The organism is Aeromonas aquatilis (genome assembly GCF_054052405.1).
Genome location: NZ_JBSTYP010000026.1, coordinates 37,831 through 51,218 on the forward strand (window position 1 = coordinate 37,831; position 13,388 = coordinate 51,218).

Here is a 13,388-nt window from a genome sequence, read left to right on the forward strand (position 1 = left end):
AGTCCATGCGCTCTATCTATTGCGGACAGGTCAATGAGGCCCATGCTGGGCAGACCATTACATTGTGCGGTTGGGTTCATCGTCGTCGTGATCTCGGCGGTCTGATCTTTATCGATATGCGCGACCGGGAAGGGATCGTTCAGGTGTTCTTCGATCCGGACAAGCCGGACGCGTTTGCCCTGGCCTCCGAGCTGCGCGGCGAGTTCTGCATCCAGGTGACCGGCGTGGTGCGCACCCGTCCCGAGTCCCAGCGCAACAGCGACATGGCCACTGGCGCCATCGAAGTGTTCGCCCACGAACTCAACATCATCAACCGTGCCGAGCCGCTGCCGCTGGACTTCAATCAGGTCAACAGCGAAGAGATCAGCCTCAAGTATCGCTACCTGGATCTGCGTCGTCCCGAGATGGCCAAGTACCTGAAGACCCGTGCCAAGGCCAGCGCCTTCGTACGCCGCTTCATGGACGAGCACGGTTTCCTCGATATCGAGACCCCGATGCTGACCAAGGCCACCCCGGAAGGTGCCCGTGACTATCTGGTACCGAGCCGCGTGCACAAGGGCAAGTTCTACGCTTTGCCGCAATCTCCCCAGCTGTTCAAGCAGTTGCTGATGATGTCCGGCTTCGATCGCTACTACCAGATCGTCAAGTGCTTCCGTGACGAAGACCTGCGTGCCGACCGCCAGCCGGAATTCACCCAGATCGACGTGGAGACCTCCTTCATGACCGCACCGCAGGTGCGTGAAGTGATGGAAGAGATGATCCGCAAACTGTGGCTGCACATCCTGAATGTGGATCTGGGCGACTTCCCGATCATGACCTTCGACGAAGCCATGCGTCGCTACGGCTCCGACAAGCCGGACCTGCGTCTGCCGATGGAGCTGGTTGATGTGGCTGATCTGCTGACTGCCGTCGAGTTCGCCGTGTTCGCGGGCCCCGCCAACGATCCGAAAGGCCGTGTGGCTGCCCTGAAAGTCCCGGGCGGTGCCGAGCTCTCTCGCAAGCAGATCGACGAGTACACCAAGTTTGTCGGCATCTACGGTGCCAAGGGCCTGGCCTGGATGAAGGTCAACGAAGCGGCAAATGGTATCGAAGGCGTGCAGTCTCCGGTTGCCAAGTTCCTCTCTGACGCCATCGTGCGCGAGATCCTGGCTCGTACCGGCGCGGCCGACGGCGACATCATCTTCTTTGGCGCTGACAGCAAGAAAGTGGTCTGCGATGCCATGGGCGCCCTGCGTCTGAAAGTGGGCCGTGATCTGGGCCTGCTGGAGAACAGCTGGAAGCCGCTGTGGGTCATCGACTTCCCAATGTTCGAGGAAGATGGCGAAGGTGGTCTGGCCGCCATGCACCACCCGTTCACCGCGCCGAGCAACATGAGCCCGGCCGAGCTGAAAGCCAATCCGGTGGGTGCTTACGCCAACGCCTATGACATGGTGATCAACGGTTACGAAGTGGGTGGCGGCTCTGTTCGTATCCACAACAGCGAGATGCAGGCCACCGTGTTCGACATCCTGGGGATCACCCCGGCGGAACAGCGCCTGAAGTTTGGCTTCCTGTTGGATGCGCTGAAGTACGGCACCCCGCCGCACGCCGGTCTGGCCTTCGGTCTGGACCGTCTCAGCATGCTGCTGACCGGCACCGAAAACATTCGGGACGTCATCGCCTTCCCGAAAACCACTGCGGCCGCCTGTCTGATGACCGACGCCCCCAGCCTTGCCAACGCCGCCCAACTGGGCGAGCTGGCGATTGCAACCACCGTCAAGGGTGATGAGTAAGCCGATACCGGTACCGGAGGCCGCCGCCGTGCGGCCTCTGTGTTTCCCTTGGGTTAGTCATGATCAGTGTTACTGACATTTAAAAATAACGGAGAGTCTCTATGGCAGGTCACAGTAAATGGGCCAACATCAAACACCGCAAGGCTGCTCAGGACGCCAAGCGTGGCAAGATCTTCACCAAGCTGATCCGCGAAATCACTACCTCCGCGCGTCTGGGTGATGCCGATCCGGCCAACAACCCGCGTCTGCGTGCTGCGGTGACTGCCGCCCTGACCAACAACATGACCCGCGACACCATCAACCGTGCCATTGCGCGTGGCGCCGGTGGTGGTGATGGCGAACAGCTCGAGACCATCGTATACGAAGGTTACGGCCCGGCTGGCTCTGCCGTGATGGTAGAGTGCCTGACTGACAACCGTAACCGTACCGTAGCCGAAGTGCGTCACGCCTTCAGCAAGTGCGGTGGCAACCTGGGTACCGACGGCTCCGTCGCCTATCTGTTCAGCAAGAAAGGTCTGCTGACTTTTGTTGGCGTGGACGAAGATGCCCTGATGGACGCCGCGCTGGAAGCGGGCGCCGATGACGTGGTGACCGAAGAGGATGGCTCCATCGAGGTGTACACCACCCCGAACGACTTCGGTACCGTGCTGGATGGTTTGGAAGCTGCCGGCTTCAAGGCCCAGAGCGCTGAAGTGACCATGATCCCCTCCACCGAAGCGGAGCTGGATGCAGAGACTGCACCCAAGCTGATGCGCCTCATCGACATGCTGGAAGATTTGGACGACGTGCAAGAGGTTTACCACAACGGCTCCATCTCCGATGAAGTCGCTGCGACCCTCTGATCGCCGAATCGTACTCTCCCGATGGCAGCCAGATGGCTGCCATTTTTTTATCTTTGCATCATGGTAACTGCTGATGTGTCAGTTGATCACCCGGTGCAACAACTCTCTTCACTGACAGTCTTTCCCGCTTTCTCCGCGCATTATCATGGCTCTGTTCCTGCCTGTCGGTTGGCCCGCACGTACGCCAGTCGGCAGTTCTGCTGCGTTGCGCTAGCGAGGCTCTGCTTATCCTGTTTATCACTCCTTTAGCTCTGTAGATGGGGTTCAGTGCTCGCATCTGCCCATCAGGGTAATTGCGCTGCGTTGAGTTGCGTTGCGGGTAGGGGAGAGGAGAGGAGAGGAGAGGAGAGGAGAGGAGAGGAGAGGAGGTGATGGAGCGTGCTCTTGTTATCACAGTTGGCCCATCAATACAGAGTCACAGGTTGGGATGTCGATAACGGATTGGCTGGGGCGAGTTGGTTGGTTGGTTGGTTGGTTGGTTGGTTGGTTGGGAAGTTAGGGGCTGCACTAGCGCAATCAGCAGGGAGATGATGGCTGTGATTAGTGGCAGGTGGCAGATAAAAAAAGCCCGCGCAGTGCGCGGGCTTGTTATCTCAGGACTGGTTATCAGGCCTTGGATTTCTTCTTGCCTTCAACCTTGGCTTCAACCGGGGCAGCAGTTACCGGAGCGGCTTCGGTGAAGGGACGGCCGTAGTAGGAGTCCAGCAGAACCTGCTTCAGCTCGCTGATCAGCGGGTAGCGCGGGTTGGCGCCAGTGCACTGGTCATCGAAGGCTTCGATGGACAGCTGGTCAACCTTGGCCAGGAAGTCAGCCTCGGCAACGCCAGCTTCGCGGATGGAGGCCGGGATACCCAGGGTAGCCTTCAGCTCGTCCAACCAGGTCAGCAGCTTCTCGATCTTGGCGGCGGTGCGGTCACCGGCAGCAGTCAGACCCAGGTGGTCAGCGACTTCGGCGTAACGACGACGAGCCTGCGGACGGTCGTACTGGGAGAACGCAGTCTGCTTGGTCGGGTTGTCGTTCGCGTTGTAGCGGATGACGTTGCTGATCAGCAGGGCGTTGGCCAGACCGTGCGGAATGTGGAACTCTGCACCCAGTTTGTGAGCCATGGAGTGGCACACACCCAGGAAGGCGTTGGCGAACGCGATACCGGCGATGGTGGCAGCATTGTGCACCTTCTCACGAGCGATCGGGTCGTTGGCACCGTTCTGGTAGCTGGACGGCAGGTACTCTTTCAGCATTTTCAGGGCTTGCAGCGCCTGACCGTCGGAGTACTCGTTAGCCAGTACGGAAACATAGGCTTCCATGGCGTGAGTCACGGCATCGATACCACCGAAAGCACACAGGGACTTCGGCATGCCCATGACCAGGTTGGCATCAACGATGGCCATGTTCGGGGTCAGCTCGTAGTCAGCCAGCGGATACTTCTGACCAGACACTTCATCGGTTACTACCGCAAACGGAGTGACTTCAGAGCCGGTACCGGAAGTGGTGGTGATACAGACCAGTTCGGCCTTCACGCCCATTTTCGGGAACTTGTAGATACGCTTGCGGATGTCCATGAAGCGCATGGCCAGATCTTCGAACGCAGTGTTCGGGTGCTCGTACATCACCCACATGATCTTGGCCGCATCCATCGGTGAACCACCGCCCAGCGCCAAGATAACGTCCGGTTTGAAGGAGTTGGCCATCTCGGCACCCTTGCGAACCACAGCCAGGGTCGGGTCAGCTTCTACTTCGTAGAACACTTCCACTTCCATATTCTGTGCTTTCAGCAGGCTGACCAGTTCATCGGCGTAGCCGTTGTTGAACAGGAAGCGGTCGGTCACGACCATGGCACGCTTTTTACCTTCCAGGTCGCTCAGAGCGATCGGCAGGGAACCACGACGGAAGTAGATGGATTTCGGAAGTTTGTGCCACAGCATGTTTTCTGCCCGTTTTGCGACTGTCTTCTTGTTGATCAGGTGCTTCGGACCCACGTTTTCGGAGATGGAGTTGCCGCTCCAAGAGCCGCAACCCAGGGTCAGGGACGGTGCCATTGCGAAGTTGTACAAGTCACCGATACCGCCTTGGGTAGACGGAGTGTTGATCAGGATACGCGCAGTCTTCATCTTGTCGCCGAAGTACTTGATGCGGTCAGCGTTGCGGTCCTGGTCGGTGTACAGACCTGAGGTGTGGCCGATACCACCGATGTTGACCATGTCACAGGCCATCTCAACGGCGTTTTCGAAGCTGCTTGCACGGAACATACCGAGCAGCGGGGACAATTTCTCGTGAGCAAACTCATCTTCTGCACACAGCTTGGCGCCTTCACCGATCAGGATCTTGGTATCAGCCGGTACAGTCACGCCTGCCATCTCGGCAATCTTGGTAGCCGGTTGGCCAACGATGTTGGCGTTCAGGGCACCGTTGATCAGGATAACTTTACGCACCTTGTCAGCATCTTCTTTGGAGAGCACGTGGCCCTTGTGAGATGCAAAGCGCTCTTTAACCTGGTCGTAAATGGCATCAACCACGATGACAGCTTGCTCGGAAGCACAGACCACACCGTTATCGAAAGTTTTGGACATCAGCACGGACGCAACAGCACGCTTCACGTCGGCGGTCTCGTCGATAACGATAGGCACGTTACCGGCACCCACACCGATAGCAGGCTTACCAGAGGAGTAAGCTGCTTTCACCATGCCCGGGCCACCGGTGGCCAGGATCAGGTTGATGTCTTCATGCTTCATCAGAGCGTTGGAGAGCTCAACGGACGGTTGGTCGATCCAGCCGATGATGTCTTTCGGTGCACCAGCGGCAATGGCTGCATCCAGTACCAGCTTGGCTGCGGTATTGGTGGAGTTCTTGGCACGGGGGTGCGGGGAGAAGATGATGGCGTTGCGGGTCTTGAGCGCGATCATGGATTTGAAGATCGCAGTAGAGGTCGGGTTGGTGGTCGGAACGATACCACAGATGATACCTACCGGCTCGGCGATGGTGATGGTGCCCATCTGAGTGTCTTCACTCAGAATGCCGCAGGTCTTCTCTTCTTTGTACTTGTTGTAGATGTATTCGGAGGCGAAGTGGTTCTTGATAACCTTGTCTTCGATGATACCCATACCGGATTCTTCCACGGCCATCTGGGCCAGGGGGATACGGGCGTTGTTGGCGGCCAGGGCGGCGGCACGGAAGATCTTGTCTACCTGCTCTTGAGAGAAGCTGGCGAATTCACGCTGTGCTTCCTTAACGCGGGCGACCAGTGCATCCAGTTCAGCCAAATTGGTTACTGCCATGTTTATCTCCTGATTATTTGAAAACTGTTTAGTAAGACGTTGGCAATGCCCGGCAATTATAGTCGCCCTGTCAAGGCGGTATCGTTGCAACAGCTTTTTCACATGCCTTACTAAATCGCTTTCTGAGTCGATTATAGAGCGGGCCTGACTCAGAAAAACTTGATCTGGATCATGTGTAACAAAAGAACAAAAGAAATTTTATTTCACAATCCTTGTTTGAGTGATGTTACAGGAGTGTGCGGGCAAGGGGAAGGTGGAAGACTTGTTGATACATGGTAATAAACCACATTTATCAAATGGTTAATTACACTTTGCTGCCTAATTGCAGAGCCATTTTGGCTGTGTAGGTTAGCAAATATGAGTGAATCGTTTTCAAAGCAACCGACAAACGCGCTTTATTTCAGCATTTGTTGCGAAAATGATTGTTGTTTTAATCCATGACTAGTCGGCTTTATTGCCCGAAGGGGGCCATTTATGCCCGCTTTCCCCGTGTTCTCCTGCCGAGTCACTGTTTGTGGTGGCAGGTCAGAAATAGGGGGAGACCAGAGGGGGAGTCTCTCGAGTCGTTTTGGTATTCGGTTACACACTACAAGCATGTCTGACCATGATCGGCAGGCTCCGCGTTCACTCTTGTGACGAGGGTCGGGCGGTGGCAGGGGCTTTTGGCATCCGTTTATGCCAGTTAGCGCGGATGCATTAGATGAACTAACTAAAAACCCCCAGAAATGGTGAGATTATTTGATTGGTGCCTGCTCTGGCTATGATGTAAATTTACGCACGAAATTAATGGACTGGCCCGCTGGGCCCGAAACTCTATTGGAAGGCGCCTATGGCAGCAATTGACGTCTCTTTGTATCTGAAGTTTTTTGTCGGTTTGTTCGCAATTATCAACCCGCTTGGTTTGTTGCCGGTGTTTGTCAGCCTGACCAGCCACCATACCCAGGCCGAGCGGATGAAAACCAATACTACCGCCAATATCGCGGTGATGGTGATCCTGCTGGTCTCCATGTATATGGGGCAACTGATCCTCGATGGGTTTGGCATCTCGTTGGCATCGTTCCGGATCGCCGGGGGGTCGCTGATCACCCTGATAGCCTGGTCGATGCTGCAGGGCAAGCTGGGCGAGGTAAAGCACAACAAGCAGGAGAAGGGTGAACTGGCAGTACGCGAGTCTATCGCCGTAGTGCCGTTGGCGCTGCCGCTGATGGCGGGCCCCGGTGCCATCTCCTCGGTTATCGTCTATGCCAGCCAGAGCCACTGGCAGCAACTGATCGGCATGTCAGTGGTGGTGGTGGTCTTCTCCTTCTGCTCCTGGCTCATCTTTCGCGCCGCACCGCTGTTGTTCAAGATCATGGGCAATACTGGCATCAACGTGGTGACCCGTATTATGGGTCTTATCATGATGTCGCTGGGTATCGAGATCATGGTGGCCGGCATCAAGGGGGTTTTCCCCAGCCTGATGTGAGCCAGCTCCACTTTATGAAAGCCGGTCCTCGTGACCGGCTTTTTATTGGTTGCTTTTTATCCAGTCTTTTCTAGAATCGGTCGTTTGTGTAAAAAATGAGCGCAGCGCTGGTGTTTTAATACTGAAAAAGCGCGCCTGCGCTGGTTTTTTGACCGGAAAACACCGATTACCCTGACAATATCTGTTGCATTATCGTAATTGGCAGGGAATTATGCTGGAAGCGGGTTTTAACCCCGTCACTTTAAGAAACGCATGGAATGTTCTTGTTGGAGTAAGGAAATGACTCATAAAAAAACAATGATTAACACAGTTCTGATGGCTGCACTGTTTGGTGGCGTCAATGTGGCTCAGGCTGCCGATGTCCCGGCGGGAACCAAGCTGGCTGAAGTCCAGCAACTGGTAAAAGGCAATGGCTCGGAGCCTGCGACCCTTGACCCGCACAAGACCGAAGGAACGGTCGAATCCAATATCCTGCGCGACCTGTTTGAAGGTCTGGTGGTATCCGGTCCCAAGGGGGAGGTGCTGCCCGGGATAGCTGAAACGTGGGAAACCAAGGATAACAAGCACTACGTCTTCCACCTGCGCAAAGATGCCAAATGGTCCAACGGGGATCCGGTCACCGCCCACGATTTCGTTTATGCCTTCCAGCGTGCGGTTGATCCCAAGACGGCTTCTCCCTACTCCTGGTATCTGGAGATGCCAACCATCGCTAACGCCACCGACATTATCGCCGGCAAGAAGCCTGCCGATACTTTGGGTGTGAAGGCGAGCGATGACTACACCTTCGAAGTGCAGCTTGAGAAAGCGATCCCTTACTTCGTCAGCATGCTATCTCACACCACCACCTACCCGGTGCCGAAGAAAGTGATCGAGAAATTCGGTGACAAGTGGACCCAACCCGAGAACATGGTATCCAACGGTGCTTATGTACTGAAGAAGTGGGTGGTCAACGAGCGTATCGAGCTGGAGCGTAACAAGCAGTACTGGAACGATGGCAAGACCGTGATTAACTCGGTTGTTTATCTGCCGATCCAGTCTACCAACGCCGATCTGAGCCGTTATCTGGCCGGTGAGGTGGATCTGACTTACACCACCCCCATCGAGCGTTTCAAGCAGCTCAAGAAAGATTACCCCAACGAGCTGAAGGTGACCGGTCTGGTCTCCACTTACTACTACCAGTTCAATTTCAAGCACAAGCCGTTTGACGATGTACGCGTGCGAACTGCGCTCTCCTATGCCATCGACCGTGACGTGATTGCTGACAAGGTGATGGGGCAGGGCCAGACGCCTGCATACGGTCTGACTCCTGACTATGTGGACGGGTTCAAGCCGGTGGTCGCCGAGTGGTCGAAGATGACTCAGGCCGAGCGCGATGCCAAGGCGAAAGCGCTGCTGCAAGAAGCCGGGTTTGATGCCAGCAAGCCGCTCAAATTCGAGCTGCTTTACAACACCGATGACAACCATAAAAAGGTCGCGGTCGCTGTTGCCTCCATGTGGAAGAAGCTGGGCGTGCAGGTGAGTCTGGTCAACCAGGAGTGGAAAACCTATCTGGAGACCAAAAAGCAGGGGCAGTTTGACGTCGCACGTGCTGGCTGGAACGCAGATTACAACGAAGCATCCTCCATGCTGGACCTGATGCAGACCACCCACGGCACCAATGACGGTAAGTACTCCAACCCAGCTTATGACAAGCTGATGGATGAATCCCGTGATCAGGTTGATGATGTGGCTCGCAACAAGCTGTATGCCGAAGCCGAGGCCATTCTGGCCAAGGACATGCCTATTGCTCCCATCTATGAGTATGTTACCCCGCGTATGGTGAAACCTTATGTCGGCGGTTACCCGGCCAACCCGCTGGATAACCTCTACAGCAAAGATATGTACATCATTGCTCACTGATTTAAAGCAACAAGTCGCATAACAAGCAGGGCCCGCCAGACGGCGGGCCTTTATTACAACCGCGACCATTTGGAAGCAGTCCAGGACAGGTAATGTCTATGTTGAAATTCATTTTTAAACGGCTATTGGAAGCGATCCCGACTCTGCTGGTCTTGATCACCGTCTCTTTCTTCATGATGCGTTTCGCCCCCGGTAACCCCTTTACCAGCGAGCGCTCACTGCCCCCCGAAGTCATCGCCAATATCGAGGCCAAATACGGGCTCGACAAACCCATTGGCATGCAATATCTCACCTACCTGGGCAACCTGGTGCAGGGTGATTTGGGCCCCTCTTTCAAATACAAGGATTTCACCGTCAATGATCTGGTGAGTCAGGCGTTGCCTGTTTCCGCCAAGATCGGGACCACGGCCTTCTTCTTCGCCGTGCTGCTGGGGGTCACCTTCGGCACCATAGCGGCACTGAAACAGAACACCATCATCGACTATCTGCTGATGTCGTCGGCCATGGCCGGGGTGGTGATACCGGGCTTTGTGCTGGCACCCTTGCTGGTGCTCTTTTTCAGTATTCATCTGGGTTGGTTCCCTGCCGGTGGCTGGCAGGGCGGTGGCATTCAGTTTATGGTGCTGCCGGTATTCGGCATGATGATGTACTACATCTCTGCCATCTCGCGGATCATGCGGGGCAGCATGATCGAGACCATGAACTCCAACTTCATCCGTACCGCCCGTGCCAAGGGCTTGCCGCTGCGTCACATCATCCTGAAACACGCACTGCGTCCGGCCATGCTGCCGGTGGTCTCCTATCTGGGGCCGGCGTTCGTCGGCATCATCACGGGGTCCGTGGTGATCGAGACCATCTTCGGCCTGCCGGGGATTGGCCAGCTGTTCGTCAACGGTGCTCTGAACCGTGATTACTCCATGGTGCTCGGTCTGACCATTCTGGTCGGCGCCCTCACCATCACCTTTAACGCTGTGGTCGATATTCTCTACGCCTTTATCGATCCCAAGATCCGTTACTAATTCGGGAGTTCATCATGGTTGTTTCAACTGAAAAACGCGATGCCGTCGAGGCGTTCGCGCAAAAGGTAGAGGTGGTGGAGGGGCGCTCCCTGTGGAAGGATGCCCGTCGCCGTTTCCTGCGCAACAAGGCGGCCCTGACCAGCCTGATCATTCTGACCATTATCGGTCTGGCGGTCATCTTTGGCCCCCATCTGTCCCAATACACCTTTGACGATCCGGACTGGGGCGCCATGCAGTCGCCGCCGGATATGGAAGCGGGTCACTACTTCGGTACCGACAGCCTGGGGCGCGATCTGTTCGTGCGCACCTTGCTGGGCGGTCGCATCTCGCTGATGGTCGGCATCATGGGTGCCATGGTGGCCGTCATCATCGGTACTTTGTATGGCGCGGCCTCCGGTTTTATCGGCGGGCGGGTCGACAGCCTGATGATGCGGGTACTGGAGATCCTCAACGCCTTCCCCTTCATGTTCTTCGTCATCATGCTGGTCACCTTCTTTGGCCGCAATCTGGCGCTCATCTTTATCGCCATCGGGGCGGTGAGCTGGCTCGACATGGCGCGGATCGTGCGCGGCCAGACTCTCAGCCTCAAGAGCAAGGAGTTTATCGAGGCTGCCCACGTCTGTGGCGTCTCCAAGTGGAAGATCATCACCCGTCACATCGTACCGAACGTACTCGGAATCGTGGCCGTTTACGCCACCTTGCTGGTGCCGGGGATGATCATGTTTGAATCCTTCCTGAGTTTCCTGGGCCTTGGGGTTCAGGAACCGATGACCAGCTGGGGTGCCCTGCTGGATGAAGGCTCCAAGTCGATGGAAGTGGCCATCTGGCAACTGCTGTTCCCCGCCGGTTTTATGGTGGTGACCCTGTTTTGCTTCAACTTCCTCGGGGATGGTCTGCGTGACGCCCTCGATCCGAAAGATCGTTAATCGAGCATCGGATCGACAGGAAAGCATCACGAAAGATCGATAAGGAGTTTTTATATGAAGTTACTGGATGTGAAAGATCTGCGGGTCGAGTTCAAGACCCCGGACGGCAATGTGGTGGCGGTCAACGACCTCAACTTTTCTCTCTCTGCGGGTGAAACCCTGGGGATTGTCGGCGAGTCTGGCTCCGGCAAATCCCAGACGGCCTTTGCCATCATGGGGCTGCTGGCCAAGAACGGCATTATTACCGGCTCTGCCAAATTTCAGAGGGAGGAGATCCTCAACCTGCCGGAGTCCAAGCTCAACAAGATCCGCTCCGAGAAGATCGCCATGATCTTCCAGGACCCCATGACCTCGCTCAACCCCTACATGAAGGTGCAGGATCAGCTGATGGAAGTGCTGATGTTGCATAAGGGCGTCAGCAAGGCGGAAGCGTTCGAAGAGTCGGTACGGATGCTCGATGCGGTCAAAATTCCCGAAGCACGCAAGCGGATGGGCATGTATCCCCACGAGTTCTCCGGCGGTATGCGTCAGCGGGTGATGATCGCCATGGCGCTGCTCTGCCGGCCGCAACTGCTGATCGCCGACGAGCCGACCACCGCGCTCGACGTGACCGTGCAGGCCCAGATCATGACCCTGATGAACGAGCTCAAGCGCGAGTTCAACACCGCCATCATCATGATCACCCACGACCTTGGCGTGGTCGCCGGTATCTGCAACAAGGTGCTGGTGATGTATGCCGGTCGTACCATGGAGTACGGCAAGGTAGACGATATTTTCTATCGCCCGAGCCACCCCTACACCGAAGGCCTGCTGCGCGCCATTCCTCGTCTCGATACCGAAGGGGAAGTGCTGCCCACCATCCCGGGCAATCCGCCCAACCTGCTGCGTCTGCCCACCGGCTGTCCCTTCCAGGAGCGTTGCCACCGTGTGAGCGATATTTGCGGCCAGCAGTCACCGATCCTCACGCCGTTCAACGACGGTCGGGAGCGTGCTTGTCACTGGGTTTCGGATGCCATGAACAAGGGGGCCAACTAAATGGGTGCCGACAAAAAATTGCTGTTGGAAGTGTCTGACCTCAAGGTCCACTTCAGTATCAAGAGTGGCAAGGCGTGGCCCTGGGCCAAACCGTCCGATCTCAAGGCGGTCGATGGTGTGACCTTGCGTCTCTATGAGGGTGAAACCCTCGGTGTGGTGGGGGAGTCCGGTTGCGGCAAATCGACCTTTGCCCGCGCCATCATCGGTCTGGTACCGGCCACCGATGGCAAGGTGGTGTGGCTGGGTGATGATCTCACCAAGCTCGATCAGAATGCCCTGCGCGAGAAGCGCAAAGAGATCCAGATGATCTTCCAGGACCCGCTGGCTTCTCTGAACCCGCGTATGACCATTGGCGACATCATCGCCGAGCCGCTCATCACCTTCTACCCCAACCTGCCGCGGGAAGAGGTGAAGGAGAAGGTGCGCGCCATGATGAGCAAAGTGGGGCTCTTGCCCAACCTGGTCAACCGCTATCCGCACGAGTTTTCTGGCGGCCAGTGCCAGCGGATCGGGATTGCCCGGGCGCTGATCCTCGAGCCCAAGATGATCATCTGCGACGAGCCGGTCTCGGCGCTTGACGTCTCCATTCAGGCGCAGGTGGTCAACCTGCTCAAATCCCTGCAAAAGGAGATGGGGTTGTCGTTTATCTTCATCGCCCACGATCTGTCGGTGGTCAAGCATATCTCCGATCGGGTGCTGGTTATGTATCTGGGCAACGCCGTCGAGTTGGGGACCCGCAAGGAGATCTTCGCCAATCCGTTGCACCCCTACACCAAGGCGCTGATGTCTGCGGTGCCGATCCCGGACCCTGAGCTGGAGCGCAACAAGGTGATCCAGATCCTGGAGGGGGACTTGCCCTCACCGATGAATCCGCCGTCAGGCTGCGTGTTCCGCACCCGCTGCCCGGTGGCTGGCCCCGAGTGTGCCAAGACCCGCCCTGTGCTGGAGGGGAACTTCGATCACGCGGTCTCCTGCCTCAAGGTCGACCCGCTCTGATGGGGATGTGTTGAACCTGTTTGCGGGGCTCCTTGATGGGGCCCCGATTTATTTTTGACGGTAGTGAAGATGCCTCTTGGCGTTATCTTTTTCCGCTGCTACTATCCGCGCAACAAGGGGAGTAACTTCTCGCCGGTTTGTCGTCATTACGGTGCATCCAT

At 56.5% G+C, this 13,388-nt stretch carries 9 protein-coding genes; 8 read left to right on the plus strand and 1 reads right to left on the minus strand.

Going from position 1 to position 13,388, the window contains the following annotated elements:
- Positions 1-5 precede the first annotated feature (5 nt).
- Both aspS and ACW5W8_RS12240 read left to right on the plus strand, forming a co-directional pair.
- Entirely contained in the window at positions 6-1,772 is a 1,767-nt protein-coding gene (gene aspS, locus ACW5W8_RS12235) for an aspartate--tRNA ligase (RefSeq protein ID WP_124928985.1), read from the plus strand.
- A 101-nt stretch (positions 1,773-1,873) separates the two neighbouring features.
- The gene (locus tag ACW5W8_RS12240) at positions 1,874-2,614 is read left to right on the plus strand and encodes a YebC/PmpR family DNA-binding transcriptional regulator (protein ID WP_482322302.1); all 741 of its coding nucleotides are present in this window, start codon (positions 1,874-1,876) and stop codon (positions 2,612-2,614) included.
- Positions 2,615-3,220: 606 nt separating this feature from the next.
- Here the strand turns inward: ACW5W8_RS12240 and adhE are convergent.
- Positions 3,221-5,887, minus strand: a complete 2,667-nt coding sequence (gene adhE / locus ACW5W8_RS12245; protein ID WP_498628123.1) for a bifunctional acetaldehyde-CoA/alcohol dehydrogenase — start codon at positions 5,885-5,887, stop codon at positions 3,221-3,223.
- An 829-nt stretch (positions 5,888-6,716) separates the two neighbouring features.
- Here adhE and ACW5W8_RS12250 point away from each other — a divergent pair.
- The 6 genes from ACW5W8_RS12250 (at position 6,717) to oppF (ending at position 13,227) form a co-directional block, all read left to right on the plus strand.
- Positions 6,717-7,352 (plus strand): YchE family NAAT transporter, encoded by a 636-nt coding sequence (locus tag ACW5W8_RS12250; protein ID WP_498628124.1) that lies wholly within the window; start codon positions 6,717-6,719, stop codon positions 7,350-7,352.
- 279 nt (positions 7,353-7,631) lie between these two features.
- On the plus strand, positions 7,632-9,251 hold the full coding sequence (locus ACW5W8_RS12255) for an ABC transporter substrate-binding protein (protein WP_498628125.1): 1,620 nt from the start codon (positions 7,632-7,634) through the stop codon (positions 9,249-9,251).
- Between the two features lie 98 nt (positions 9,252-9,349).
- The gene (gene oppB, locus ACW5W8_RS12260; protein WP_005337672.1) at positions 9,350-10,270 is read left to right on the plus strand and encodes an oligopeptide ABC transporter permease OppB; all 921 of its coding nucleotides are present in this window, start codon (positions 9,350-9,352) and stop codon (positions 10,268-10,270) included.
- Between the two features lie 14 nt (positions 10,271-10,284).
- Positions 10,285-11,196 (plus strand): oligopeptide ABC transporter permease OppC, encoded by a 912-nt coding sequence (gene oppC / locus ACW5W8_RS12265; RefSeq protein ID WP_139407229.1) that lies wholly within the window; start codon positions 10,285-10,287, stop codon positions 11,194-11,196.
- A 54-nt stretch (positions 11,197-11,250) separates the two neighbouring features.
- On the plus strand, positions 11,251-12,231 hold the full coding sequence (locus ACW5W8_RS12270; protein ID WP_498628126.1) for an ABC transporter ATP-binding protein: 981 nt from the start codon (positions 11,251-11,253) through the stop codon (positions 12,229-12,231).
- The gene (gene oppF, locus ACW5W8_RS12275) at positions 12,232-13,227 is read left to right on the plus strand and encodes a murein tripeptide/oligopeptide ABC transporter ATP binding protein OppF (RefSeq protein WP_498628127.1); all 996 of its coding nucleotides are present in this window, start codon (positions 12,232-12,234) and stop codon (positions 13,225-13,227) included.
- Positions 13,228-13,388 lie beyond the last annotated feature (161 nt).

Coding starts and splice junctions, on each gene's coding strand:
- oppC (WP_139407229.1), top strand. CDS start 10,285: ATGGTTGTTTCAACTGAAAAACGCGATGCCGTCGAGGCGTTCGCGCAA.
- aspS (WP_124928985.1), top strand. CDS start 6: ATGCGCTCTATCTATTGCGGACAGGTCAATGAGGCCCATGCTGGGCAG.
- oppB (WP_005337672.1), top strand. CDS start 9,350: ATGTTGAAATTCATTTTTAAACGGCTATTGGAAGCGATCCCGACTCTG.
- ACW5W8_RS12250 (WP_498628124.1), top strand. CDS start 6,717: ATGGCAGCAATTGACGTCTCTTTGTATCTGAAGTTTTTTGTCGGTTTG.
- ACW5W8_RS12270 (WP_498628126.1), top strand. CDS start 11,251: ATGAAGTTACTGGATGTGAAAGATCTGCGGGTCGAGTTCAAGACCCCG.
- ACW5W8_RS12255 (WP_498628125.1), top strand. CDS start 7,632: ATGACTCATAAAAAAACAATGATTAACACAGTTCTGATGGCTGCACTG.
- ACW5W8_RS12240 (WP_482322302.1), top strand. CDS start 1,874: ATGGCAGGTCACAGTAAATGGGCCAACATCAAACACCGCAAGGCTGCT.
- oppF (WP_498628127.1), top strand. CDS start 12,232: ATGGGTGCCGACAAAAAATTGCTGTTGGAAGTGTCTGACCTCAAGGTC.
- adhE (WP_498628123.1), bottom strand. CDS start 5,887: ATGGCAGTAACCAATTTGGCTGAACTGGATGCACTGGTCGCCCGCGTT.